The 22,372-nt window shown below is 71.6% G+C and carries 26 protein-coding genes; 17 read left to right on the top strand and 9 right to left on the bottom strand.

The window, feature by feature from the left end; all coding sequences use genetic code 11:
- Nucleotides 1-102: 102 nt before the first annotated feature.
- The 3 genes from ACFE76_RS15840 to ACFE76_RS15830 form a co-directional block, all read right to left on the bottom strand.
- A complete protein-coding gene (locus tag ACFE76_RS15840; RefSeq protein ID WP_375432737.1) occupies nt 103-681 on the bottom strand; it encodes a DUF937 domain-containing protein in 579 nt (192 codons plus the stop codon).
- A 66-nt stretch (nt 682-747) separates the two neighbouring features.
- On the bottom strand, nt 748-978 hold the full coding sequence (locus ACFE76_RS15835; RefSeq protein ID WP_375432736.1) for an acyl-CoA carboxylase subunit epsilon: 231 nt from the start codon (nt 976-978) through the stop codon (nt 748-750).
- The gene (locus ACFE76_RS15830) at nt 975-2,576 is read right to left on the bottom strand and encodes an acyl-CoA carboxylase subunit beta (RefSeq protein WP_375432735.1); all 1,602 of its coding nucleotides are present in this window, start codon (nt 2,574-2,576) and stop codon (nt 975-977) included. Before ACFE76_RS15830 ends, ACFE76_RS15835 begins: the two co-directional genes overlap by 4 nt.
- 53 nt (nt 2,577-2,629) lie before the next feature.
- Here ACFE76_RS15830 and ACFE76_RS15825 point away from each other — a divergent pair, with 53 nt between their 5' ends.
- The 8 genes from ACFE76_RS15825 (at nt 2,630) to ACFE76_RS15790 (ending at nt 9,004) form a co-directional block, all read left to right on the top strand.
- Nucleotides 2,630-3,445, top strand: coding sequence for a biotin--[acetyl-CoA-carboxylase] ligase (locus tag ACFE76_RS15825; RefSeq protein WP_375432734.1), 816 nt, complete (start codon nt 2,630-2,632; stop codon nt 3,443-3,445).
- 184 nt (nt 3,446-3,629) lie between these two features.
- Complete coding sequence (locus ACFE76_RS15820; RefSeq protein ID WP_375432733.1) at nt 3,630-4,892, top strand: phospholipase D-like domain-containing protein; 1,263 nt, start codon at nt 3,630-3,632, stop codon at nt 4,890-4,892.
- A 217-nt stretch (nt 4,893-5,109) separates the two neighbouring features.
- Complete coding sequence (locus tag ACFE76_RS15815) at nt 5,110-5,697, top strand: PH domain-containing protein (protein ID WP_375432732.1); 588 nt, start codon at nt 5,110-5,112, stop codon at nt 5,695-5,697.
- Nucleotides 5,690-6,139 (top strand): GtrA family protein, encoded by a 450-nt coding sequence (locus ACFE76_RS15810; protein ID WP_375432731.1) that lies wholly within the window; start codon nt 5,690-5,692, stop codon nt 6,137-6,139. Before ACFE76_RS15815 ends, ACFE76_RS15810 begins: the two co-directional genes overlap by 8 nt.
- Nucleotides 6,140-6,183: 44 nt before the next feature.
- Nucleotides 6,184-7,353, top strand: a complete 1,170-nt coding sequence (locus ACFE76_RS15805) for a 5-(carboxyamino)imidazole ribonucleotide synthase (RefSeq protein WP_375432730.1) — start codon at nt 6,184-6,186, stop codon at nt 7,351-7,353.
- Nucleotides 7,346-7,864: a 5-(carboxyamino)imidazole ribonucleotide mutase gene (gene purE, locus ACFE76_RS15800; protein ID WP_375432729.1), complete on the top strand. Its 519-nt coding sequence runs from the start codon at nt 7,346-7,348 to the stop codon at nt 7,862-7,864. The genes ACFE76_RS15805 and purE overlap by 8 nt, the downstream gene beginning before the upstream one ends.
- Nucleotides 7,842-8,654 (top strand): EI24 domain-containing protein, encoded by an 813-nt coding sequence (locus tag ACFE76_RS15795; protein ID WP_375432728.1) that lies wholly within the window; start codon nt 7,842-7,844, stop codon nt 8,652-8,654. Before purE ends, ACFE76_RS15795 begins: the two co-directional genes overlap by 23 nt.
- Nucleotides 8,655-8,680: 26 nt before the next feature.
- Nucleotides 8,681-9,004 carry a hypothetical protein gene (locus ACFE76_RS15790; RefSeq protein WP_375432727.1) on the top strand — a complete coding sequence of 108 codons (324 nt, stop codon included), beginning with the start codon at nt 8,681-8,683 and terminating at the stop codon, nt 9,002-9,004.
- Here the strand turns inward: ACFE76_RS15790 and ACFE76_RS15785 are convergent.
- Nucleotides 8,941-9,972 carry a LacI family DNA-binding transcriptional regulator gene (locus ACFE76_RS15785; RefSeq protein WP_375432726.1) on the bottom strand — a complete coding sequence of 344 codons (1,032 nt, stop codon included), beginning with the start codon at nt 9,970-9,972 and terminating at the stop codon, nt 8,941-8,943. The genes ACFE76_RS15790 and ACFE76_RS15785 overlap by 64 nt on opposite strands.
- A 116-nt stretch (nt 9,973-10,088) precedes the next feature.
- Between ACFE76_RS15785 and ACFE76_RS15780 the strand changes: the two genes are divergently transcribed.
- Together ACFE76_RS15780 and ACFE76_RS15775 are read left to right on the top strand one after the other, a co-directional pair.
- Nucleotides 10,089-10,832, top strand: coding sequence for a sugar phosphate isomerase/epimerase family protein (locus ACFE76_RS15780; protein ID WP_375432725.1), 744 nt, complete (start codon nt 10,089-10,091; stop codon nt 10,830-10,832).
- Nucleotides 10,832-11,947: a Gfo/Idh/MocA family protein gene (locus ACFE76_RS15775; RefSeq protein ID WP_375432724.1), complete on the top strand. Its 1,116-nt coding sequence runs from the start codon at nt 10,832-10,834 to the stop codon at nt 11,945-11,947. Before ACFE76_RS15780 ends, ACFE76_RS15775 begins: the two co-directional genes overlap by 1 nt.
- 36 nt (nt 11,948-11,983) lie before the next feature.
- Here the strand turns inward: ACFE76_RS15775 and ACFE76_RS15770 are convergent, their stop codons facing one another.
- A complete protein-coding gene (locus ACFE76_RS15770) occupies nt 11,984-14,578 on the bottom strand; it encodes a glycoside hydrolase family 2 protein (RefSeq protein ID WP_375432723.1) in 2,595 nt (864 codons plus the stop codon).
- A 94-nt stretch (nt 14,579-14,672) separates the two neighbouring features.
- Here ACFE76_RS15770 and ACFE76_RS15765 point away from each other — a divergent pair, with 94 nt between their 5' ends.
- Genes ACFE76_RS15765 through ACFE76_RS15755 form a run of 3 tightly spaced genes read left to right on the top strand, consistent with a single transcriptional unit; the run spans nt 14,673 to nt 16,277 of the window.
- Nucleotides 14,673-15,839, top strand: a complete 1,167-nt coding sequence (locus ACFE76_RS15765; protein WP_375432722.1) for an acyl-CoA dehydrogenase family protein — start codon at nt 14,673-14,675, stop codon at nt 15,837-15,839.
- 58 nt (nt 15,840-15,897) lie between these two features.
- The gene (locus ACFE76_RS15760; protein ID WP_375432721.1) at nt 15,898-16,056 is read left to right on the top strand and encodes a hypothetical protein; all 159 of its coding nucleotides are present in this window, start codon (nt 15,898-15,900) and stop codon (nt 16,054-16,056) included.
- Nucleotides 16,053-16,277: a hypothetical protein gene (locus ACFE76_RS15755; protein ID WP_375432720.1), complete on the top strand. Its 225-nt coding sequence runs from the start codon at nt 16,053-16,055 to the stop codon at nt 16,275-16,277. Before ACFE76_RS15760 ends, ACFE76_RS15755 begins: the two co-directional genes overlap by 4 nt.
- A 51-nt stretch (nt 16,278-16,328) precedes the next feature.
- On the opposite strand, the gene ACFE76_RS15750 is transcribed toward ACFE76_RS15755, so the two are convergent.
- On the bottom strand, nt 16,329-16,781 hold the full coding sequence (locus tag ACFE76_RS15750; RefSeq protein WP_375432719.1) for an anthrone oxygenase family protein: 453 nt from the start codon (nt 16,779-16,781) through the stop codon (nt 16,329-16,331).
- 109 nt (nt 16,782-16,890) lie between these two features.
- On the opposite strand from ACFE76_RS15750, the gene ACFE76_RS15745 reads away from it, so the two are divergent.
- Entirely contained in the window at nt 16,891-17,196 is a 306-nt protein-coding gene (locus tag ACFE76_RS15745; RefSeq protein ID WP_375432718.1) for a Dabb family protein, read from the top strand.
- A 26-nt stretch (nt 17,197-17,222) separates the two neighbouring features.
- Here the strand turns inward: ACFE76_RS15745 and ACFE76_RS15740 are convergent, their stop codons facing one another.
- The 3 genes from ACFE76_RS15740 to ACFE76_RS15730 all read right to left on the bottom strand — a co-directional run bounded on the left by ACFE76_RS15740 (nt 17,223) and on the right by ACFE76_RS15730 (nt 19,653).
- On the bottom strand, nt 17,223-17,948 hold the full coding sequence (locus ACFE76_RS15740; protein WP_375432717.1) for a TIGR03089 family protein: 726 nt from the start codon (nt 17,946-17,948) through the stop codon (nt 17,223-17,225).
- 60 nt (nt 17,949-18,008) lie between these two features.
- The gene (locus ACFE76_RS15735) at nt 18,009-19,217 is read right to left on the bottom strand and encodes an LCP family protein (RefSeq protein ID WP_375432716.1); all 1,209 of its coding nucleotides are present in this window, start codon (nt 19,215-19,217) and stop codon (nt 18,009-18,011) included.
- 229 nt (nt 19,218-19,446) lie between these two features.
- The gene (locus tag ACFE76_RS15730; protein WP_375432715.1) at nt 19,447-19,653 is read right to left on the bottom strand and encodes a hypothetical protein; all 207 of its coding nucleotides are present in this window, start codon (nt 19,651-19,653) and stop codon (nt 19,447-19,449) included.
- A gap of 467 nt (nt 19,654-20,120) precedes the next feature.
- Here ACFE76_RS15730 and ACFE76_RS15725 point away from each other — a divergent pair, with 467 nt between their 5' ends.
- From ACFE76_RS15725 to ACFE76_RS15715, 3 genes are read left to right on the top strand one after another with little or no spacing between them, the layout of a single operon-like run.
- Nucleotides 20,121-20,855: an LCP family protein gene (locus ACFE76_RS15725; RefSeq protein WP_375432714.1), complete on the top strand. Its 735-nt coding sequence runs from the start codon at nt 20,121-20,123 to the stop codon at nt 20,853-20,855.
- A 28-nt stretch (nt 20,856-20,883) separates the two neighbouring features.
- Nucleotides 20,884-21,909 carry a glycosyltransferase family 2 protein gene (locus tag ACFE76_RS15720; protein ID WP_375432713.1) on the top strand — a complete coding sequence of 342 codons (1,026 nt, stop codon included), beginning with the start codon at nt 20,884-20,886 and terminating at the stop codon, nt 21,907-21,909.
- Between the two features lie 59 nt (nt 21,910-21,968).
- A complete protein-coding gene (locus tag ACFE76_RS15715; RefSeq protein WP_375432712.1) occupies nt 21,969-22,358 on the top strand; it encodes a tautomerase family protein in 390 nt (129 codons plus the stop codon).
- Nucleotides 22,359-22,372 lie beyond the last annotated feature (14 nt).

Raw genomic sequence — 22,372 nt, 5'->3', positions numbered from 1 at the left:
CTCATGATCAACACCTCTCAGTCAGGTGTTGCACCAATTCCTTGAATCTGAGGCCATGATCGGGCCCTCAGAGCCGTTCTCGGGGTCGATTTTCAGGGAGGGTCAGCGGCGACCGCCGCCCAGCAGCCCACCCAGCAGGTCACCGATGCCACCGGCGCCCGGGGCCTGCTGACCGTCACCGAGCATCCCGCCCAGCAGGTCGCCGATGCCGCCATTCCCGGCCCCACCGCCGGCCGCCCCGCCGAGCAGCGAGCCGAGCAGGCCGCCGACGCCTGCGCTGCCGCTCATCCGCTTGGCCAGGTAGGACATGACGATCGGGGCGAGCAACGGCAGCAGCCGACGCACCAGGTCGCTCTGGTCGCCGCCGCCGAGGTTGGCGCCGAGCGTCTGAGCCACCCCGTCGGCATGACCACCGAAGATGTTGCCGACGATCTTCTGCCCGTCCGCGGGGTCGACCTGGCCGAGGTCGACGCCTCCCTCGATCAGGCCGGCCGAGTGGGTGCCGAGCGCACCAACGAGTGAGGCCTCGCCGGCTGGGTCCTGAGCGTTGGCGTGCAGGCCACCCAGCAGCGCCGGCAGGGCCTGCTGCACCGCGGCGCTCGCCGTCGGTTCGTCCGTGCCGAGCTGGCTGGCCAGCTGCGCCAGGGGGATCTGCTGCATGATCTCATCGACTGCGCTCATCAGGTACCTCTCCTCGGGCCGCCGGGGAGGCGGCCGCGTCGCCTCACCGTAGGCGACGACGCGTGGTCAGCTCGGGCGGCCGGACGCGACCCAGGCGCCGGGGCCGGGATGGACCGGCGCGTGCACCGACCGCCAGGGGGCGGCCCACCGGGACGGCTCGGGGGTCGGCCGTTCAGCTTCGGGGGTGGTGACGCTCTGCAGCGCCACCAGCACCGCGGCTAGCTCCTCGTCGGTCGGCGTCCCCGCCACCACCTGCAGCACCGGGTCCTGCTCGCTCACCCCACCCACGCTGCTCACAGGGGGATGTTCCCGTGCTTCTTCGGCGGCAGCGTCTGCCGCTTGGTGCGCAGCAGCCGCAGCACCCGGGTGATCTCGACCCGGGTCTCGTGCGGGGAGATGACGGCGTCGACGTAGCCGCGCTCGGCCGCGATGTAGGGGTTGGCCAGCTCGTCGTCGTACTCGGTGATCAGCTCGGCGCGGCGGGCGTCGGCGTCGGGATGGTCGGCCAACTCGCGCCGGTAGAGGATGTTGACCGCACCCTGGGCGCCCATCACCGCGATCTGGGCGGTCGGCCAGGCCAGGTTGAAGTCGGCACCCAGGTGCTTGGAGCCCATCACGTCGTACGCGCCGCCGTAGGCCTTGCGGGTGATCACCGTGACCAGGGGCACCGTGGCTTCGGCGTAGGCGTAGATCAGCTTCGCGCCGCGGCGGATGATGCCGTTCCACTCCTGGTCGGTGCCCGGCAGGAAACCGGGCACGTCGACGAAGGTGATGACGGGCACGTTGAAGGCGTCGCAGGTGCGGACGAAGCGGGCGGCCTTCTCGGAGGCGTCGATGTCCAGGCAGCCGGCGAAGTGCAGCGGCTGGTTGGCCACGACCCCGACGGAGCGGCCGTCGATCCGGCCGAAGCCGATCACGATGTTGGGGGCGAACAACGCCTGCACCTCGAGGAAGTCCCCGTCGTCGAGGACCCGGCCGATCACCTCGTGGATGTCGTACGGCTGGTTGGGGGAGTCCGGGATCAGCGTGTCCAGAGCACGATCATCGTCGGTCACCTCCAGTGAGACGCCGGCCGCAAAGGCGGGCGGCTCCTCGAGGTTGTTCTGGGGCAGGAAGCTGATCAAGGTCTTCACGTACTCGATCGCGTCCGTCTCGTCCGAGGCCAGGTAGTGCGCGTTCCCGGACTTGGTGTTGTGCGTCCGACCGCCGCCGAGCTCCTCCATCGTCACGTCCTCACCGGTGACGGTCTTGATCACGTCCGGTCCGGTGATGAACATCTGCGAGGTCTTGTCCACCATCACGATGAAGTCGGTCAGGGCAGGAGAGTAGACGTGACCCCCCGCCGCCGCCCCCATGATCAACGAGATCTGCGGGATCACCCCGCTGGCGTGGGTGTTGCGGCGGAAGATCTCCCCGTACAGGCCGAGGGAGACCACGCCCTCCTGGATCCGGGCGCCGCCGCCCTCGTTCAGCCCGATCAGCGGGCAGCCGGTCTTGAGGGCGAAGTCGATGATCTTGACGATCTTTTCCCCGTACACCTGACCGAGGCTGCCGCCGAAGACCGTGACGTCCTGGCTGAACACGCAGACCGGGCGGTCGTCGATGGTGCCGAAGCCGGTCACCACGCCGTCGCCGTACGGCCGCCGGGCCTCCATCCCGAAGGCGGTGGAGCGGTGCCGGGCAAACTCGTCCAGCTCGGTGAAGGATCCGAGGTCCAGCAGCAGCTCGATCCGCTCGCGGGCGGTGTGCTTGCCCTTGGCGTGCTGCTTCTCCACCGCCGCCGCCGTACCGGCGTGCACCGCCTGCTCGATCCGCTCGTCCAGGTCGGCGAGCTTGCCGGCGGTGGTGTGGATGTCCGGGGGGTGGGTGTCGAGGGTGGGGTTGCGAGCGTCCATAGGCGCACCCTAACGACTTCGGCCCCCGGCCCCGGACCACTAAGGTCGGCTGCGTGCTGAGCGGTGACCACCTCGACGTCGACGTCCTCCGACGCGAGCTGCTCCGCCCGGGTGGACTGTGGCAGGCGGTCGACGTGGTGGACCGGACCGGCTCCACCAACGCAGACCTCGCCGACCGCGCCCGGCGGGGGGCGGCGTCGGGGTCGGTGCTGGTGACGGACTTCCAGGACGCCGGCCGAGGTCGGCAGGGCCGGACCTGGGTCGCGCCGCGGGGCACCGGGATCGCGCTGTCGGTACTGCTGAGACCCGACGGGGTGGACCCGGCTCGCTGGAGCTGGCTGCCGCTGCTGGCCGGGCTCGCCGTGGTGGAGGGCGTCCGCCGCGCGGCCGACGTGCCGGCGGAGCTGAAGTGGCCCAACGACGTGCTCGTGGCCGAGCGCAAGCTGTGCGGGATCCTGGCCGAACGGGTCGAGACTCCGACCGGTCCCGCCTGCGTCGTGGGCCTCGGGCTGAACGTGTGGCTGAGCGCCGACGAGCTGCCCGTTCCCAGCGCAACCTCGCTCGCCCTGCTCGCCGCCGAACGCGGACCGGGGGAGCGGCCGCCGTCGCGCAACCTGCTGATCGCGACGATCCTGGCGGCGTTCGACCTGATCTACTCCCGCTGGGAGGTGCTCGACGACGACAGCCTGTTCGCTGCCTCCTACCTCAAGCGCTGCGCCACGATCGGCCGGCAGGTCAAGGTGCTGCTGCCTGACGACGTCGAGGTCGAAGGGCAGGCGGAGGCGGTCGACCACGACGGTCGTCTGGTCGTGCGGACAGCGACCGGCCTGCGCACGTTCAGTGCCGGGGACGTCGTCCACCTCAGGTAACGGCCCGGTGCCGATCCTGTGGAGAGCACGAACTATCCCCGAGATGCGGGGTACCCTCCCATGACCGGGGGGTGCGGCGTCCGCGAGACGTGTGGTCGAACCATTCCGTGGACGACCGACAAACCGAGGACCGAAGGGCAACACCGTGCAACGACCGCTCCGACTGATCCCTCTGCTGCTGAGCGTGACTCTCGCGCTCGCGCTGCCGCTGTCGTCGGCGGCGACCCCCGCCACGGCAGCGAAGGTGGTCCCGCAGGTCAGCACGCCGGCCTTCAAGATCAAGCCGGCGCTGACCTTCAACGACCCGACCGGCAGCAAGGCCGCCCGGATGCGGATCGTCACCGAGGTCATCAAGGCGGTCGACAACGCGCCGAAGGGCTCGACGATCCGGGTCGCCAACTATCTCTTCGACCTGCCGGACCCGGCCAAGAGGCTGATCGAGGCTTACCGGCGCGGCGTGCACGTCCAGCTGCTCATCGACGACAGCCCGATGTCGCGGCAGACCCTGCGCGTCCGTAGGGAGATCGGGACCAACAAGAAGAAGCAGAGCTTCGTCACCCGGTGCACGAACGGCTGCATGTCCAGCCAGCCGGGCGTCATGCACGCGAAGTTCTACCTGTTCTCCCAGTCGGGCGCGTCGACCTGGGTCTCCATGATCAGCTCGGCGAACCTCTACACCGGGAACTCCAGCACCAGCTGGAACAACCAGCACACGATCGTCGGCGACAAGGTCATCTACGCCTCGTTGAGCAGGTACTTCGACGACATGGTCAAGGACAAGGACCAGCCCAACTACTACCGGACCACCACCAGCGGGAACACCACCTTGTTCTTCTACCCCCAGGTGGCGGGCGCGAACTCGAACAAGATCGTCCCGCTCGCCGCGCTGCGCGCCGTGAAGTGCAAGGGCGCGGCCAAGGGCTACGGCGACGCCGACCGCCGCACCATCGTGCGGGTGGAGCAGTGGGGCTGGAGCGTCAAGCGGCTCGACATCGCCAAGCAGCTGGTCAAGCTGAAGGGTCAGGGCTGCAACGTCCAGGTCATCCTGAACAACTTCAAGACGGGGACGTCGATCCGGCGCGAGCTGCTGCACAACACCAAGTACGGCAAGGTCAAGGTCTACAACGCCGGCATCGACACCAACCACAACGGCAAGCACGACAAGTACATGCACCACAAGGCGATCATGATCAACGGCGTCTGGCGGGGCGACAAGAGCTCCAAGCTGGTCTACACGGGGTCGGCCAACTTCACCGGCCTGGCCACCCTGACCAACAACGAGCTGATCATGCGGGTGATCAGCAGCGCCACCTACAACGCGTACGCGGCCAACTTCATCTACATCCGCAAGGACTGGACCAAGAGGGTCCGGACCGCGCCGAGCCTCAACGTGGTGGCCGACCGCAAGCTCGAGGCCGAGCTGGAGTCCGAAGAGGGCGGGGATTGACAAGGGCGGGCGGCCCGCCATCGTGACCACAGCTACCTCTCCAAGCGTCGGGTAGCTGGCGCCCGGGCCCTATCTGGAGGAGCAAGCAGCGAAGCCCGCCTTGGGCAGCGACCTCACGAGGGCGCCACCGTGGCGGGCTCTGCTGTGCGTGGGGAAGACAGGGTCTGGAGGGCGCGAGCGAGCGCGAGGAGGACCAGGCCTGTGGCACGCTGGGGTGATGGGACTGCCAGCCAAGCTCCTCGGGGCCGATGAGCAGGAAGTGCTGCACACCCGGACGCACGGGAAAGCCCTCGTGCTGCCGGGAGCGGCCTTCGTGCTCGTCGGGGCGGGCGTCGGGGCTGGGGCGGCGCTGATCCCCGGCTCGGCCCGGCCCGTCGGCCAGCTGGCGATCCTCGCCGTCGGGCTGCTGCTCGTGGTGTGGTGGTCCCTGATCCCCTTCCTGCGCTGGCGGACGACGACCTACACCCTCACTACCCGTCGGCTCGTCACCCGTTCGGGGATCCTCAACCGACGCAGCCACGACCTGCCGCTCAGCCGGGTCAACGACGTCTCCTCCGAGCGGGGTCTGACCGACCGGCTGTTCGGCTGCGGCACGCTGGTCGTGCAGACCGCGGCCGAGGGCGGCACGATCGTGCTGGTCGACGTCCCCGAGGTGGAGCACGTGCACCAGACGATGACCGACCTGCTCCTCGGCGGGCGCGACTCGTCCTGGCCAGACCAGTCCTGGTCAGATCAGTCAGGGTCAGGGCAGCACGGGTCCGGGTCGTACTGGTCGGAGCAGGCCTGGCCGGACCCGCGTGGCTGAGCTTCCGGCGCCGGTCGAGCTGCCGCTGACCGAGCGCTCCTCGCCGATGGCGCTGCACACCCAGCTGGTCCGGTTCGTCCTCGTGGGTGCCCTTTCCGCGGTCGTGGACTTCGGCCTGCTGGTGGCGCTGATGGCCGCCGGACTCGGGCACACCCCCGCCAAAGCCCTGTCCTTCGTGGCGGGCACGACCACCGCGTACCTGGTCAACCGGCGCTGGACCTTCCGCGCCGAACCCTCCCGCCGCCGATTCACCGCCGTCGTGGTCTTGTACGCGGTGACGTTCGCCCTGCAGGTCGGACTGTTCAGCCTGCTGTTCGGCCGGCTCGTCGACGCCGGACTCGGTCGGCTGGCCGTCCAGGTCGTCGCGTTCGTGATCGCCCAGGGGGTCGCCACCACCGTGAACTTCGTGGTGCAGCGGGCGGTCATCTTCCGGCTCCGCTGAGCGTGGCGGCCGGGCCTGGCCGGGGTTCGTTAGGCTTCCGCACCGTGACCTCCACCGCTGACCAGAGCCCGCGCCCCTTCGTGGTCGGCATCATCGGCGGCGGCCAGCTGGCCCGGATGATGTACGGCGCCTCGATCGGGCTCGGCGTCGAGGTGCACCTGCTGGCCGAGGGGCCGGACGTCTCCGCCGCCGGGGTGGTGCACCAGGTCACCGTCGGCGACTACACCGACCCGGCGACCGTACGGGCCTTAGCCGCGACCTGCGACGTCATCACCTTCGACCACGAGCACGTGCCGGGCGGCCTGCTGCGCGAGCTGGAGGACTTGGGCGTCGTCGTCCGGCCGGGGCCGCAGGCCCTGCTGCACGCCCAGGACAAGGCGGTGATGAGGGAACGGCTGAGCGCGCTCGGCCTGCCCTGCCCGGCGTACCGGGTGGTGGCTGACGTCGCGGCGCTGGTCGCGTTCGGCGACGAGCAGGGCTGGCCGGTGATCGCGAAGACCTCCCGCGGCGGCTACGACGGGCATGGGGTCTGGAAGCTCGAGTCGGCCGCCGAGGCCGCCGAGCCGTTCGCCGACCTCGGCCCCGGGATCCAGATCGTGGCCGAGGAGTTCGTCGACTTCGCCCGTGAGCTGAGCGCGATCGTGGCCCGTTCCCCCTCGGGACAGGCGGTGGCCTACCCCGTCTCGGAGTCGGTGCAGCGTAACGGCGTCTGCGTCGAGACGGTCACCCCGGCCCCGGGGCTCGACCCCGACCAGGCCGTGGCCGCCGAGCTGCTGGCCCTCACCGTCGCCCACGAGCTCGAGGTCGTCGGCCTGCTCGCGGTCGAGCTGATGCAGCGCCGCGACGGCTCGGTGGTGGTGAACGAGCTGGCCATGCGGCCGCACAACACCGGCCACTGGAGCCTCGGCGGCGCGCACACCTCCCAGTTCGACAACCACCTGCGCGCGGTGCTCGACCTGCCGCTCGGCGACCCGGCGGCCCGGGCGCCCTGGACGGTGATGGCCAACGTGCTCGGCGGGACGGTCGAGGACCTGCCCTCGGCGTTGCTGCACTGTTTCGCCCGCGACCGACGACTGCAGGTGCAGCTCTACGGCAAGTCCGTTCGCCCCGGTCGCAAGGTCGGGCACGTCACCGCCTACGGCGACGACCTCGCCGAGACGCGCACCCGCGCCCGACACGCCGCCGCCTACCTGATGGGAGACCCGGATGCCTGAGACCCCTGGCTCGACCGCACGGGTCGGGATCGTGATGGGGTCCGACTCCGACTGGCCGGTGATGAGCGCGGCCGCGGCCGTGTGCGCCGAGTTCGGCGTGGCGTACGAGGCCGACGTGGTTTCCGCCCATCGGATGCCGGAGGCGATGATCAGCTACGGGCGGTCGGCCTACGAGCGGGGGCTGCGGGTGATCATCGCCGGGGCCGGCGGTGCGGCCCACCTGCCGGGGATGCTGGCCGCCGTGACGCCGCTGCCCGTGGTCGGGGTGCCGGTGCCGCTGAAGCACCTGGACGGGATGGACTCCCTGCTCTCCATCGTGCAGATGCCGGCCGGCGTACCGGTGGCCACCGTCTCGATCGGGGGCGCCCGCAACGCCGGTCTGCTGGCCGTCCGCATCCTCGCCGCGGGCGACCCGGCCCTGGCCGCGGCCATGGTCGAGTTCCAGGACCAGCTGCGGGCGACGGCTGAGGCCAAGGGACAGCGGGTCCGTGACGGCGCCCACGACGGCTGAGCCGATCGGCGGAGCCGCGGCTGAGCTCGCCGGCGGCGTCGGGCTGCTCGGCCGCGGACTGGGCCTCGTCGCGCGCCGACCCCGGCTGTTCCTGCTGGGGGCGCTGCCGCCGCTGGTCACCTCGATCGTGTTCACCGTCGTCCTCGTGGTGCTGCTGACCCACCTGGACGCCTGGCTGCCTGCGCTGACGCCGTTCGCGGCCGCCTGGTCGGCGGGCGTCCGGTCGCTGGTCGAGCTGCTCGTCGGTCTCGCCCTGGTGGCCGCGTCGGTGTTGGTGATGGTGCTGACCTTCACCACCCTCACGCTCGCGCTGGGGGCCCCGCTGTACGACCTGATCTCGGAGCACGTGGACGCGGAGCTCCCCGGTCGGGCTGAGTCTCCGGCCGCCGAGCAGGACCGGCTGCTGCGGTCCGCCGGCCGCGCCGTCCGGCAGTCGGTCGCGCTGATCGCGGTGTCCGCCCTGGCTGCGGTGCTGCTCTTCGCTGCCGGCTTCCTGCCGGTGGTCGGGCAGACCGTGGTCCCGGTCGTCTCGGCTCTCGTCGGTGGCTGGCTGCTCGGGATCGAGCTGGTCGGCTCGGCTCTCGAACGCCGCGGCGTGCTCACCCTGCGCGGCCGGCGCGAGCTGATGCGCGGCCGCCGGCTGCGGGTGCTCGGCCTCTGCGTCCCGACCTTCCTGCTGCTGTCCGTACCGTTCCTGGGGGTCGTGGTCTTCCCGGTCGCCACCGCCGCCGGCACCCTGCTGGCCCGGCAGCTGCTCGGGGAGTCGACGGTCCACCCCGGACCTGCCTGACACCGCACCCGCGCGAGGATGGTGCGGTGGCGGGAGCGAGCGGGTCGACGCAGCGGGTGGAGTTCGTCAACGCGAACTGGGACGCCGGCACCGAGGGCGGAGACGGCCGCTTCGGACTGCTGGTGGTCACCGCGGACGGGGAGCGGTACGAGCTGCAGCCCAGCCCGGCCGCGATGACCGCCCTGGTCGCCCTGACTCAGGCCAGCAACGTCCTCCTCTGGGACCCCGAGGGCGCCACTCTCATCGTGGCGAACCTGGTGGGGGAATGGCTACCTCCGGACACCCGTCAGGACGGCGGCGGCGGAGCGGTGCTGGCGCGGACCCGCAACGCGGGGGTGGAGTCCAGGTAGGCACCCGGCGGGGCTCCGTCGATGAGGCCGAAGAGCCGGCGGCCGACGTGGGCGCCGAAGCTCACCACGTTGTGGCTCATCGCCGAGAGCCGCGGGTGGGTGATCTCGCAGAGCGGCGAGTCGTCCCAGGCCAGCACGCTGACCTGCCCGGGCACGGCGACCCCCAGCTCGGCCAGCGCGGCGAGCGCGGCTACCGCCATCAGGTCGTTGTCGAACAGGATCGCGGTCGGTCGGTCCGGCCCCTCCAGCAGCGCCCGGGTGGCGCTCCGGCCGGCCGCGGCGGACAAGTCGGCGTCGACGATCCGCCCCTCGACCGTGAGCCCGCCGACCGAGTGCCGTTCGGAGGCGGCGAGGAAGGCCGCGTTGCGGATCCGGACGTGGCTCAGGTCGCCCAGCGCGGTGACCCGGGCGAGCCGGCGGTGGCCGAGCCCGGCGAGATAGCCGACGGCCTCGTCCATGGCCGCGGCGTCGTCGGTCCAGACCGTGGTGAAGCCGTCGGTGACGCTGGGGTCACCCACGAGGACCGCCGGCAGGCCGACCTCGCGCAGCACGGCCAGTCGCCGGTCGTCGACCCGCAGGTCCATCACGACCGCCGCGTCCACCCGGCGTTCGGAGCTCCACGTGCGGTAGGTGGCCAGCTCGCTGTCCATGTCGGGACAGACCTGCAGCAGCAGCGCGTATCCTCGCGAGCCCAGCTCAGACTCCATCCCGGCCGCGAACTCCATGGAGAACGGCTCGCTCGCCAGCGTCCGTGGGTCCCGGCCGAGGATCAGCCCGAACGAGTCGGTCCGCGAGCCCGACAGCAGCCTGGCCGTCCGGTTGGGCGCCCAGCCCAGCTGGTCGGCCACGGCGAGGATGCGCTGGCGGGTCGCGTCGGAGACGCCGGGGCGGCCGTTGAGGGCGTAGGAGACCGCGCCCTTCGACACACCGGAGCGGCGCGCGATGTCGTTGATCGTGACCCGGGACATGCCTGCCCCCTCTCCGTCGCCGATCGTGATGCGTAATGTAGCGACTGAACCGGTTTTGGTACGTTCGACATGACCTTGACGCGCCGGCCGTGGCCGGCCCCCACCCCAGGAGGATCATGTCCCAGCACGACCTGTCGGTACAGCTCTACACCGTGCGTAACGCCTTGGCCGAGGACTTCGACGGCACCCTGGAGCGCATCGCCGGCTTCGGCTACACCCAGGTCGAGCCCTTCCAGTTCGTCAACTTCCTCGACGGCCTCGGGGCGCTGGCCAAGCACGGGCTCACCGCACCTACTGCTCACGTGGGTCTGTTGGCCGGCGACCAGGACGAGATCTTCGGGGCCGCCGAACAGCTGGGTATCGGCACGGTGATCGAGCCTGCGGTGCGTGAGCCGCAGTGGCAGGGGGCCGACGCCATCCGCGAGGTCGCCGCCCAGCTGAACGCAGCGGCCGAGAAGGCCGCCGAGCACGGTCTGCGGGTCGGCTACCACAACCATTGGTGGGAGCTGCAGTCCACGGTCGAGGGCCGGCACGGGCTCGAGGTGCTGGCCGACCACCTGGCCCCCGAAGTGGTGCTCGAGGTCGACACCTACTGGGCCAACGCCGGCGGCGCCGACGTGCCGGCCTTGCTGGGTCGGCTCGGCGACCGGGTCGTCGCGCTGCACGTCAAGGACGGCGACGGCAGCCTGGACACCAAGAAGCAGGTCGCGGTGGGTTCGGGCACGCTGCCCGTCTGGGACTACATCGCCGCCGGCCCCGAGAACGCGCTGCGCGTGGTCGAGCTCGACGACAGCGCCGGCGACCTGCTGGACGCGGTCCGGGACAGCCGCACCTACCTGCTCGCGGGACAGGGCGCCTGATGGCCGGGGCGACCCGGCGGACCGGACCGGTCGGCGTCGGCATCATCGGCGCCGGCGTGATCAGCACGACCTACCTCGACAACCTGACCGCGTTCGGCGACACCGAGGTGCTCGCCGTCGGCGACCTGTTCCCCGAGGCGGCGCGGGCCCGGGCGGCCGAGTACGGCGTGGGCGTCGCCGGTGAGGTGTCCGACGTCCTCGACCACCCCGACGTTGAGCTGGTCATCAACCTGACCATCCCGGTGGCCCACGCCGAGGTGGCGGGCCAGGCGGTCGCCGCCGGCAAGCACGTCTGGAACGAGAAGCCGCTGTCGCTGGACCGGGCGAGCGGCCAGGCGCTGCTCAAGGCGGCGGACGCGGCCGGGCTGCGGGTCGGCTGTGCCCCGGACACCTTCCTCGGTACCGGTCTGCAGCAGACGCGCCGGCTGCTCGAGTCGGGGGTGATCGGTACGCCGCTGAACGCCCTGGTGCTCATGCAGGGTCCGGGCCCGGAGTCGTGGCACCCCAACCCGGCGTTCCTGTTCGCCGAAGGCGCCGGCCCGCTCTTCGACATCGGCCCGTACTACCTGACCGCGCTGACGCAGTTCTTCGGCGCGGTCAGCTCGGTGGCCGCGATCAGCGCCAAGGCCCATGACACCCGGACGATCGGCTCCGGCCCGCGGGCGGGTGAGGTGTTCGACGTGACCGTCCCCAGCCAGCACGCAGCGCTGGTGGCGTACGCGTCCGGTCAGTCGGCCACGATGATCTTCTCGTTCGACTCCGCCGTGCCGCGGACGTTGCTCGAGGTGACCGGCACCGACGGCGCGCTGCTCGTTCCCGACCCGAACCAGTTCGCCGGGGAGATCAAGGTGCGGCACCGCGACGACGAGGACTGGCAGGTCGTGGCCGAGACGACCGAGGTCTCCTCACGCGGCACCGGCGCCTTGGACATGGCCCGGGCCATCCGCGAGGACCGGCCGCACCGGGCCCAGGGGGCGCTGGCCTACCACGTGCTCGACACCATGATCGCGATCAGCGAGTCGGCCGAGCAGGGCGAGTTCGTCCGGGTGGCGAGCACCGTCGACAAGCCCGAGCCGCTGCCCGAGGACTGGGACCCCACGGCGGTCACCGTCTGACCGACGCGGGGGTCACGCTGATCGATCCTGTCGCGACTACGCGTCAGGATCGATCAGCCTGAGTCCGACCAGGTCGTTGACCGACCGCAGCACCGGCTTGGTGGTCAGGGCCGCCTCGTCCACGGCGACGCCGACGACGGTGAAGGTGTGCTGCTCGCCGGCCAGCAAGGTGACGAGGCCGGTGTCGACCCGGGCGGCCGGGTCGAGCCGGTCGGGGAAGAGCATCAGGTCCTTGACCAGGGCGGCGGCGGTCACGGTGACCGTCCAGCCACCGGCGGCGAGCTCGACCACCACCTCGGCGGCAGTGTCGGCGTCGACCAGCGCCAGCGCCGTGTCCTCGACGAAGTAGCCGTACGCCGGCGCCATCTCGGCTGCGGTCACCGCGATGACCTCGGCACGCGGGTCGGCGGGGGAGAGGACGTCGGCGTCCAACGCCACCGAGACCGCTGACCGCGGCTCCAGGTGGAACGCTGCCCGCTGCTCCGCCAGGACCGGCGAGCCGAGCCCCGTACCCCGCCTGGTGATCGCGAGCTCTCCCGACCAGGCTGCGTCACTGTCGTTGTGCGCGAACAGGGTGAGTACCGACGCTTCGTCCCCGTTCCCTGAGCCTGTCGAAGGGCGTGGTTGCAGCGTGGCTAGGTGCGGTGCGTAGACCCGGCGCAGCGCGTGCCACAGGGGCTTGCGGATCCCGGCGCTGTCGACCGCCGCCCAGGAGACGACGGGCCAGTTGTCGTTGAGCTGCCAGACCACCGCCCCGCGGTTGCGCGGGTACCAGCTGCGGAGGTGCTCGATGCCGTAGGCGACCGCCCGCGCCTGGTTGAGCGAGGTCAGCCAGTGCCAGTCGTCCATGTCGGCTCGGCCGTGCCCGTCGACCGGCCAGTGCGGCAGGTGGTCGCCCAGTCCGCGTTCGAGCTTGAGGTTGCCCTCGTGGGCCTTCTGGTGCACCAGCATCTGCGGGCCGTACGGGTCGAGCGGCTCGTCGTGCACCACCGCGGTCAGCGTCGACCACGCAGCCGGCCCCTGGAAGCCGAACTCGGAGACGAAGCGTGCCGGGTAGTCGCGGTAGTGGGTGTAGTCGACCTGGTTCCAGACGTCCCAGATGTGCATGGTGCCGCTGCGGTGGTCGTTGGGGTGGGAGTACTTGGCGAACGAGTACGGCGACCCGGGAGTGTACGGGGTGCGCGGGTCGAGCTCGGCCACGATCGCCGGCAGCAGCTCGGTGTAGTAGCCGTCGCCCCAGCTGCGGCCGGCCAGCGAGGTCTGCCAGTTCCACTCGACGAAGCCCCAGATGTTCTCGTTGTTGCCGTTCCAGACCGCGAGGCTGGCGTGGCTGCTGAGCCGGGTGACCGCCTCGCGGGCCTCGGCCTCGACCTCGCTGCGCAACGGCTCGTCCTCGCTGTAGGCGGCGCAGGCGAAGAGGAAGTCCTGCCAGACCAGCACGCCGAGCTCGTCGCAGACCGTGTAGAAGGACTCGCTCTCGTACAGCCCGCCGCCCCAGACCCGAAGCAGGTTCATCCCCGCGTCGACCGCGTCGCGGATGCTGGTGCGGTAGGTCTGCGGGGTCAGCCGGGTGATCAGCGCGTCGTCGGGGATCCAGTTGGCGCCGCGGACGTAGACGGGACGGGCGTTGACGGCGAGCACGAACTCGTGTCCCTGCGGGTCCGGCGCGGTGCTCAGGCTGATGGTGCGGAACCCGACCCGGCCGGACCAGTGGGCGAGCGCGTCGTCCGACGGTCCGAGGGTCACCGAGACGTCGTAGAGCGGCTGGTCGCCGTAGCCGACCGGCCACCACGGGCTGACGTCCGGCACCCGGGCCGTGAGCGCGATCGACGACTGCCCGACTGCCGCCGTTCCGGCCACCACCGTGGAACCGACCTGGACCGTGACCTCCACCTCGCTGGCTGCGTCCGGCAGCCACGCGAGGTCGACGTGGGTCTCGAGCACGCCGTCGGCGCCGTCGAGACCGGCCAGCGGGCGCACCGCAACCAGTCGTACGTCGCTCCAGCTCTCGATCCCGATCGACTTCCAGATGCCGACCCCGGCGAGGTCCGGGCCCCAGTCCCAGCCGTACTGGCTGGCCATCTTGCGGAGCGCGTTGAAGGGGTGCCCGTAAGCGCGTGGCCGGTCCCCGAGCTCGGCCGAGAGCCGCTGAGCGCCCCGTACCGGCGACTCGAAGCGCACCTGCAGCGTGTTGTCGCCCTCGACGAGAGCGTCGGTGACGTCGAACCGGTGACTGCGGTGCTGGTTGGCCGTCCGGCCGATCTCGGTGCCGTTCAGCACCACGGTGGCGAGGGTGTCGAGACCGTCCGCGACCAGGTCGTGCCGCGCCTGCAGCCCGCCCGCCCACCAGAAGCTCGTGGCGTAGGCCCAGTCGGTCTGTCCGATCCAGGCCAGCGCCGCCTCGTGCGCGCCGTCGAAGGGGTCCGGGATCAGACCCGCCGCCAGCAGGTCGACGTGCACCTCACCCGGCACGGTGGCAGCGAGGTCGCCCTGACCCACCGCCGCCCAGGCCTCGGGTACCGGGCTGAGCGCCGTCAGCGTCCAGGCGGTGCCGGCGGCGGAATCGAGCGAGGTACGGCGCAGCGGTGTCGTCTGTTGAGGGCGCGCCGTCCTGGTCGGGTCCGAGGTCACGCGCGGCACGCTACTTGACCGGTTCAGCAGTCCTCAAGACCGGCCACGTCCGGAGTTGTTACCCGCGAGTAGGTTCCGGCGCTACGCTGACGCGATGAGTGACTTCGACGTCTACCGGCTCACCGACGAGCACGACGCCTTCCGGGCCGCCGTCCGGGAGGTATGCACCGAGAAGGTGGCACCGAACGCGACCGAGGTCGACGAGCTGGCCGAGTTCCCGAAAGCGTCCTTCGAGGCCCTGCGGGCGGCGGAGTTCCACGCCCCGCACATCCCCGAGGCCTACGGCGGCGTCGGCGCCGACGCGCTGGCGACGGTGATCGTGATCGAGGAGGTGGCCCGCGCCTGCGCCTCCAGCTCGCTGATCCCGGCGGTGAACAAGCTCGCCACGTTGCCCTGGATCCTGGCCGGCAGTGAGGAGCTCAAGCAGCGCTATCTGCCGGCGGTGGCCCGCGGCGACGCGATGGCCTCCTACTGCCTCTCCGAGCCGGGCGCCGGTTCCGATGCGGTCAGCATGACGACTCGCGCGGTCCGGGACGGCGACGGCTGGGTGCTCAACGGGGTGAAGCGCTGGATCACTAACGCGGGGGTCTCGGACTTCTACACCGTCTTCGCCGTCACCGACCCGACCGCCCGGTCGAAGGGGATCAGCGCGTTCGTGGTCGAGCGGTCCGACGCGGGCGTCTCGTTCGGGGCGCCGGAACGCAAGCTCGGCATCAAGGGCTCGCCGACCTGCGAGGTCTACCTGGACGACGTCCGGATCCCGGGCGACCGGATCATCGGCGCCGAGGGGACGGGCTTCGCGACCGCGATGCGCACCCTCGACCACACCCGGATCACCATCGCCGCCCAGGCGGTCGGCATCGCCCAGGGGGCGCTCGACTTCGCGCTGGGCTACGTCAAGGAGCGAGAGCAGTTCGGCCGCGCGATCGCGGAGTTCCAGGGTCTGCAGTTCATGATCGCCGACATGGGCATGAAGCTGGAAGCCGCGCGGCAGCTCACCTACGCCGCCGCGGCCAAGTCCGAGCGCGGGGACGCCGACCTGACCTACTTCGGGGCCGCGGCCAAGTGCTTCGCCTCCGACACCGCCATGGCGGTCACCACCGACGCCGTCCAGCTGCTCGGCGGCTACGGCTACACCCGCGACTACCCCGTCGAGCGGATGATGCGCGACGCCAAGATCACCCAGATCTACGAGGGGACCAACCAGGTGCAGCGGATCGTGATGGCCCGTCAGCTGCTTCGAGGGCTGCCCTCGAGCTGACCAGGGCCTTCGCGGGAGCGCCCCCGCGAGACCCGCCGCCGCTGTCGCCTCGGTCGTGGTGACCGTCGCGCTGGTGCTCGTGTCCCGAGCCCGGATCTCGACCAGCAGCCAACCCGGGCTCGTGTCGACCCTGTTGCCCGGGCTGCTGATCACCGTGGCCCTCGAGACGGTCGTCGCCGTGGCGATCTGGGTGCTGCGGGACCGTCCCAGCCGGTGAGCCGCCAGGGGGATCGGGTCTTCGGCCTGGGTTCGTTCACGCTGCGCTGCGACGGTCGGGCCGTCGCTCCGCTCGCGGTGGCCGAGACCTCGGCTACCCGGAGCAAGGGTCTCGGGGGGACCGACCGCATCGAGGGCGCCCTGTGGATCACCCGGTGCCCCTCGGTGCACATGGTGGGCATGCGCTACCCGATCGACGTCGCCGTGGTCGACCGCGGCTGACCCAGCCGTCATCGACGCCGGGTGCCTCGTGCCGCAGGGCCGCCGGTGCGGTCAGGCCGCCACCGAGACGGTGGCGGCGAGGGCGAGCAGGGCGCGTCGGCCACGGTGGGCCCGTTCCCAGCGGTCGCGGGTGTCCGACCAGCCCGAGGCCGGTGGGTCGGTGGGCCGCCAGTCCCGGATCTGGACGTTGACCGGCTCGTTGCCGCGGAGCGTGACCGCGATGGAGGCGCCGACGAGCGCGGCGGTCAGGGCCCGAGCCGCCGCTCGCCGCGGCCGCCGCTCGGTGGCCGCCACCGCGGCGGCCAGTGCCGCACCGGCTGCGGTGGTGAGGAAGAGCGGTGGGGCGAGCCGGGACATGACCCGGTCGAGCCGCTGGTGGCCCGCGACCCAGCCCGACCAGTCCGGCGCCCGGCGCAGGTACGCGGTCGGGTCGAGCACGACCAGGCCCACCGTGGCCCCCAGGCTGCCCAGGTGGAGTCCCTCGGCGAAGGCTCCTGCGTTCATCCGGCCAGCCTGGCGGATGAGCGGCTCCGGCGGCAAGCCCTGCCCCCTCCGTGGTCCGGGGCGGGGCCCTGGTCGAGGATGTCGGGGAACAGATCAGAGGAGGTCGTCGGTGATCCGTCACACCGTGTCGTTCGTGCTGGTCCACCCGCCGGGGTCGGCGGAGGAGACAGCGTTCCTGACCCAGGGCCGGACTGTGCTCTCCGCGATCCCTGGCGTGGAGGACTTCGTGGTGTCGGCTCAGGTGAGCCCGAAGAGCCCGCACCGGTTCCAGTTCGCGATGTCGTTCGCGGACGAGGCGGCCTACCGGGCCTACGACGCGCACCCCGCCCACGTCGGATTCGTGACGTCGTCGTGGGTTCCCGAGGTCGCCGACTTTGCTGAGCTCGACCTCGTACCGCTGCCGCCCGAGGGCTGACCACGACCGAGAGCTACGCGAGTCGGCTAGCGCGCGGTGCGCTCCTGGTCGGCGATCCGTGCGAGCTGGTCGTCGGCGACCAGTCCGGCCACCACGACGGCGGAGCCGCCGCCGAGCACGGGCCCGAGGGCCGCGGCCCGGGCCGTCGGCCAGGCCGTCGAGGGTCGGACGAGCTGGCGGCCTGTTGGCCAGCTGCCGCTGACCAGGTCGGCCTGGCTCAGCCGGCGTTCGGGATCCTGCCAGGCCAGGGCCACGGCGGGCTGGGCGGAGGGGGCGTAGCGGTCGGCCTGGCCCCGGACCTCGAGGGCGTAGTCGAGCACGCTCGAGGCCAGTCGACCGCCGAGCGGCAGCCCCAGCGGGTGCAGCGAGCAGGCCACGACGTCCGGTCCGGCGTCGGCGTACGGCACCCAGTCGGGGCCGGTGACCAGCAGCCGTGCGTCGGTCGCCGCGCCCTGACGCACGAGCACCGGTCCGACGATCACCGCGGCGCCCACCTGCCAGCAGGCCAGCTCCCAGACCACGGTCACCCAGTGCCCGGGCGCGGTCTCGGCCAGCACCAGGGCCACCCGGTCGCCGGCTGTCACGTCCAGCTCGTCGAGCAGGTGGGAGGTCTTGTCTACCCAGTTGAGCAGCGTGGTCGCCGACAGCTCGATCCGGGTGCCGACGGCCGGCTCGTAGTAGGTCAGCAGCGGATCCGGACCCGCCTCGGCGGCCCGCCGGCGCAGCCGCGCGGAGACCGAGTTGTCAGACACCAGTTGTCCCATAGGGCAACTGGCTTCTGACAAGTCGGCGAACGGTTACTCGGCGGCCGGTCACTGGGCGTACTTCTTCAGGTCGGAGGTGTCGCCGCGGGCGACGTCGGCGAACATCGCCTTGGCCTTCGCGTCGTCCCAGAGGACGGCCGACCCGACCGGGGTCGAGGCGTCGGGGTTCGAGACCGGCACGGTCAGGGTGAGCCCGTCGCCGTTCGCGATCGTGCGCATGGCCAGGCCGAGGGAGGCGACCTGGGCCAGCGAGGTGTCCTCGCCGAGGGTGACGGCCTTGGCGGTGGCGGTGTTGAGCCGCCAGTAGCGCACCGGGTTGACCACGGTGGCCGGCGAGGCGGCCTTGGTGGCCACGGCTGCCAGCATCGCGCGCTGCCGTTCGACCCGGCCGAGGTCGCCGCGGGGGTCGGCCTTGCGCATCCGGACGTAGCCGAGCGCCTCGGTCCCGCCGAGGGTCTGGCAGCCCTTGGGCAGGTCGAGGTGGCTGTCGGAGTCCTTGATCGCCTTGGGCAGGCACATCCGGATGCCGTCGAGGGCGTCGATCACGTTCACGAAGCCGCCGAACCCCACCTCGAGGTAGCCGTCGATCCGCAGCCCGGTGCTCTGCTCGACCGTCTGCTCGAGCAGCTTGGGCCCGCCGAACGCGAACGCGGCGTTGATCTTGTCCTGGCCGTGCCCCGGCACCGGCACGTAGGAGTCGCGGGGGAGGGAGATCAGCGCCGGCTTGCCGCCGGGCGGCACCGAGACCAACATGATCGTGTCGGTCCGCTGACCTGCGGTCGAACCGGTACCGAGCTTCTTGCGTTCGGCCTTGGTCAGCCCTGCGCGTGAGTCCGACCCGACCAGCAGAAAGGTGCTGCCCGGCTGCTGGGCCGGCCGGCTCCCGGAGGGGGCGTCGTCGACCCGGCTGACCTGCTGCCAGGCGTACGCGGGCACGCCGACCAGCCAGCCGATGATCAGCACCAGCAGCACGGCGAGCACCCGCAGCACGGTCCGGACGGGCCGTCGGCGTCGGGCCGGCCGCCCTGACGGAGCTACGGGCGGGACAGATCCTGGCGGCGGTCCGGGGGTCTGCTCCGGCGGCGGCGCAGGACGATAGGTCGGGGCCGGCGCTGGGGCTGGCGCTGGGGCGGGCGCCGGACGGGGTCCCGCGAAGCCGGGCGGCGGGGCCGGCAGCACCCGAGTCGGCTCGGGCTCCGGCCGCTCCGGGGCGCGACCGTACAGCCAGTCGAGGTCGTCATCGCGGCTGGGCGGCATGGCAGGAGGCTACTCGTCCGCACTGTCACCGACCATCGACACGTGGACCACGAAAGCGGGTCGGTCCCGGCGTGGCACGGCCGGCGGTCGGCCCTCGCGCGGACATACTTGCGGAGATCTGCCGGGGCGGGCCCCGGTCGGTCGTACCCCGTCGCAGACCGAGAGGCCCCCGCGTGACCAGTAGTACCGCGGAGGACCCGCGCCACCTCCCGGGCGGGACCGGCACCTCTCAACAGCGCAGCGAGCGGGTCAAGCTGCGCCGGGGGCTCACGTTCCTGGGGATGACGCTGGTGCTGCCGGGCTCGGCCCAGATCGCCGCCGGCAACCGTCGGGTCGGCCGGATCGCGCTGCGGATCTGGGTGGGGCTCTGGGTGCTGCTGGCGCTCGTCGCGCTGCTCGCGCTGGTCTGGCGCAGCGGGGTGATCGGCCTGGTCACCTTCGGCCCCACCCTGCGGGTGGTGCAGGTCGCCCTGATCGCGCTCGGCCTGGGCTGGGGACTGCTGCTCATCGACGCCTGGCGGATCTCCCGCCCGCCGGAGCTCGCCCGACGACACCGGCTCGGGTTTGCGGCGCTCAACGTCGGCCTGGTCTTCGCGGTCGTCGGCGGCCTGCTCGCCTCGGCCTCGGTGGTCTCCTCCCAGCGGGACCTGATGACGACGGTGTTCGCCGGCGGTGGCGACCACCACGTGAAGTCCGGCCGCTACAACGTGCTGCTGCTCGGTGGCGACGCCGGCAAGACCCGGGTCGGCCTGCGGCCGGACAGCATGACGGTGGCCAGCGTCGACGCCGAGACCGGACGCACCGTGCTGATCAGCCTGCCGCGCAACCTCGAGGACGTTCCCGGCCTCCTCGCCGCTGCACGCCAAGTTCCCGCGCGGCTACTCCTGCCCCGACCACTCCTGCATGCTGAACGCGATCTACACCTACGCGAGCGAGCACCAGGAGCTCTATCCCGGCGTCAAGAACCCCGGGGCCCAGGCGACGCTCGAGGCGATCGAGGGCGTGACCGGCCTGGAGATCAACTACTGGGCGCTGATCGACCTCAAGGGCTTCGAGGACCTGGTCGACGCGGTCGGCGGGATCACCATGGACGTCTACCGGCGGGTGCCGATCGGCGGCGGCCACGTCAAGATCTACGGCTACGTCGAGGCGGGCAAGAACCGCCACCTCGACGGCCGCGAGGCCCTGTGGTTTGCCCGGTCGCGGTCGGACTCCAGCGACTACGACCGGATGGTCCGGCAGAAGTGCGTGATGAACGCGATGCTCGACCAGCTCGACCCGACCACGGTGCTGACCAAGTTCAACAAGATCGCCGAGGCCGGCAAGGAGGTCGTGGCCACCAACGTGCCCACGTCGGAGATCAACACCATGATGGAGCTCGCGATGCAGGCCAAGCTCCTCCCGACCTCCAGCCTCGCCGTCGTGCCGCCGCTGATCCAGCCCGGTGAGCCGGACTTCGCGGTCATCCGGTCGGCGGTCAAGGCCAAGATCGCCGCCTCGGAGGCCAAGGACGCCCCCGCCCCCTCGACGACCCCGACACCCAGCGCCAGCCCGTCGGTCAAGAAGAAGAAGAAGGCGTCGACCTCGTCCGACGACAAGGCCGACACCGACGACCTGACGGCCGTGTGCTCGGCCTGAGCGGGACCGCGACTGCCAGGATGGTCCGGTGACCACAGCCGGCCCGAGCGCTCCGACGCCTCCCGCGGCTGCCTGGCCCGGGGTCAGCGTGGTGATCCCCGTCCTCAACGAGGAACGGCACCTCCGGGCGGCCGTCGACCGCGTGCTCGGCCAGGACTATCCCGGTGAGCTCGAGGTGGTCCTTGCCGTCGGGCCGAGCCGGGACCGGACCCACGAGATCGCCGCGGCGCTCGCGGCCGGTGACCCGCGGATCCGGGTGGTCGACAACCCGGCCGGTCGGACCCCGCACGCCCTCAACGCCGGGATCGCGGCGGCGCGGCACGACATCATCGTCCGCGTCGACGGCCACGGCGAGCTCACCGACGGCTACATCGCCCGGGCCGTCGAGCTGCTCGAGGAGACCGGCGCGGCCAACGTCGGCGGCGTGATGGACGCGCAGGGGACCACCCCGTTCGAGCAGGCGGTCGCGTCGGTCTACACGAGCCGGGTCGGGCTCGGCGGGTCGCGGTTCCACCTCGCGTCCTCCCCGGCCGGTGAGGCCGAGACGGTCTTCCTCGGGGTGTTCCGGCGCGAGGCGCTGCAGGCTGTCGGCGGCTTCGACGAGTCGATGCACCGGGCTCAGGACTGGGAGCTCAACTACCGGCTGCGCGGCAGCGGCCAGCGCGTCTGGTTCTCCCCGGAGCTGCGGGTGACCTACCGGCCCCGCTCCTCGCTGGGGGCCCTGGCCAAGCAGATGTACGACACGGGCAAGTGGCGCCGGGAGGTGGTCCGGCGACACCCCGAGACCGCGAACGTGCGCTATCTCGCCCCGCCCGTCGCGGTCGCGGCCATCGCCGTCGGCAGCCTGGCGTCGGTCGTGGGTGCGGTCACCGGTCGCCGGCTGCTGAAGGCAGGCTGCGTCGCCCCGCTCGGTTATCTGGCCGTGGTCACCGGCGGGTCGCTGACCGCCGAACGAATGCCTGCGGCCGCCCGGGCCTGGTTGCCCGTGGTGCTGGTGGTCACCCACCTGTGCTGGGGAGCCGGCTTCCTGGTCGGCTTGGACGACCGGCCGTAGTTTGACTCTTATGTCCTGACAAAGTGCAGGATGAGGCAACCGCCCGTCAGGAGCCCCGCATGCCTCTCGTCCGTATCGACGTCCAGACCGGCCGTACGCCGGCCGAGCTCCGCCGCCTCGCCGACGTGGTCCAGGAGGTGATGCTGGACGTCTTCGCCGCTCCGCCGCGCGACCGCTACCAGATCATCACCGAGCACCCGGTCGGACACATCATCGCCGAGGACACGGGGCTGGGGCTCGAGCGCAGCGACGGGGTGCTGGTGGTGCAGATCTTCCAGCAGGGCCGGACGCGCGAGCAGAAGGAGGCGGCGTACGCACAGCTGGCCCGCCGGCTCGAGGCCGACTGTGGGGTGCGACCGACCGACCTGATCGTCTCGGTGACCGCCAATGAGCGGGCGGACTGGTCCTTCGGTCTGGGCCGCGCGCAGTTCCTCACCGGCGACCTGTGAGCACCGACTCGTCC

Source organism: uncultured Friedmanniella sp., from assembly GCF_964244005.1.
In the GTDB taxonomy this organism is placed as follows: domain Bacteria; phylum Actinomycetota; class Actinomycetes; order Propionibacteriales; family Propionibacteriaceae; genus Microlunatus.
Note: the sequence above shows the minus strand (reverse complement) of the source record. Positions and strands in the feature narration are given on the sequence as shown.

What these genes read in the sequence shown, in the direction of transcription:
- ACFE76_RS15840 (WP_375432737.1), bottom strand. Translation starts at nt 681, where the DNA reads ATGAGCGCAGTCGATGAGATCATGCAGCAGATCCCCCTGGCGCAGCTG.
- ACFE76_RS15830 (WP_375432735.1), bottom strand. Translation starts at nt 2,576, where the DNA reads ATGGACGCTCGCAACCCCACCCTCGACACCCACCCCCCGGACATCCAC.
- ACFE76_RS15815 (WP_375432732.1), top strand. Translation starts at nt 5,110, where the DNA reads ATGGGACTGCCAGCCAAGCTCCTCGGGGCCGATGAGCAGGAAGTGCTG.
- purE (WP_375432729.1), top strand. Translation starts at nt 7,346, where the DNA reads ATGCCTGAGACCCCTGGCTCGACCGCACGGGTCGGGATCGTGATGGGG.
- ACFE76_RS15785 (WP_375432726.1), bottom strand. Translation starts at nt 9,972, where the DNA reads ATGTCCCGGGTCACGATCAACGACATCGCGCGCCGCTCCGGTGTGTCG.
- ACFE76_RS15780 (WP_375432725.1), top strand. Translation starts at nt 10,089, where the DNA reads ATGTCCCAGCACGACCTGTCGGTACAGCTCTACACCGTGCGTAACGCC.
- ACFE76_RS15775 (WP_375432724.1), top strand. Translation starts at nt 10,832, where the DNA reads ATGGCCGGGGCGACCCGGCGGACCGGACCGGTCGGCGTCGGCATCATC.
- ACFE76_RS15765 (WP_375432722.1), top strand. Translation starts at nt 14,673, where the DNA reads ATGAGTGACTTCGACGTCTACCGGCTCACCGACGAGCACGACGCCTTC.
- ACFE76_RS15750 (WP_375432719.1), bottom strand. Translation starts at nt 16,781, where the DNA reads ATGAACGCAGGAGCCTTCGCCGAGGGACTCCACCTGGGCAGCCTGGGG.
- ACFE76_RS15735 (WP_375432716.1), bottom strand. Translation starts at nt 19,217, where the DNA reads ATGCCGCCCAGCCGCGATGACGACCTCGACTGGCTGTACGGTCGCGCC.
- ACFE76_RS15725 (WP_375432714.1), top strand. Translation starts at nt 20,121, where the DNA reads ATGCTGAACGCGATCTACACCTACGCGAGCGAGCACCAGGAGCTCTAT.
- ACFE76_RS15715 (WP_375432712.1), top strand. Translation starts at nt 21,969, where the DNA reads ATGCCTCTCGTCCGTATCGACGTCCAGACCGGCCGTACGCCGGCCGAG.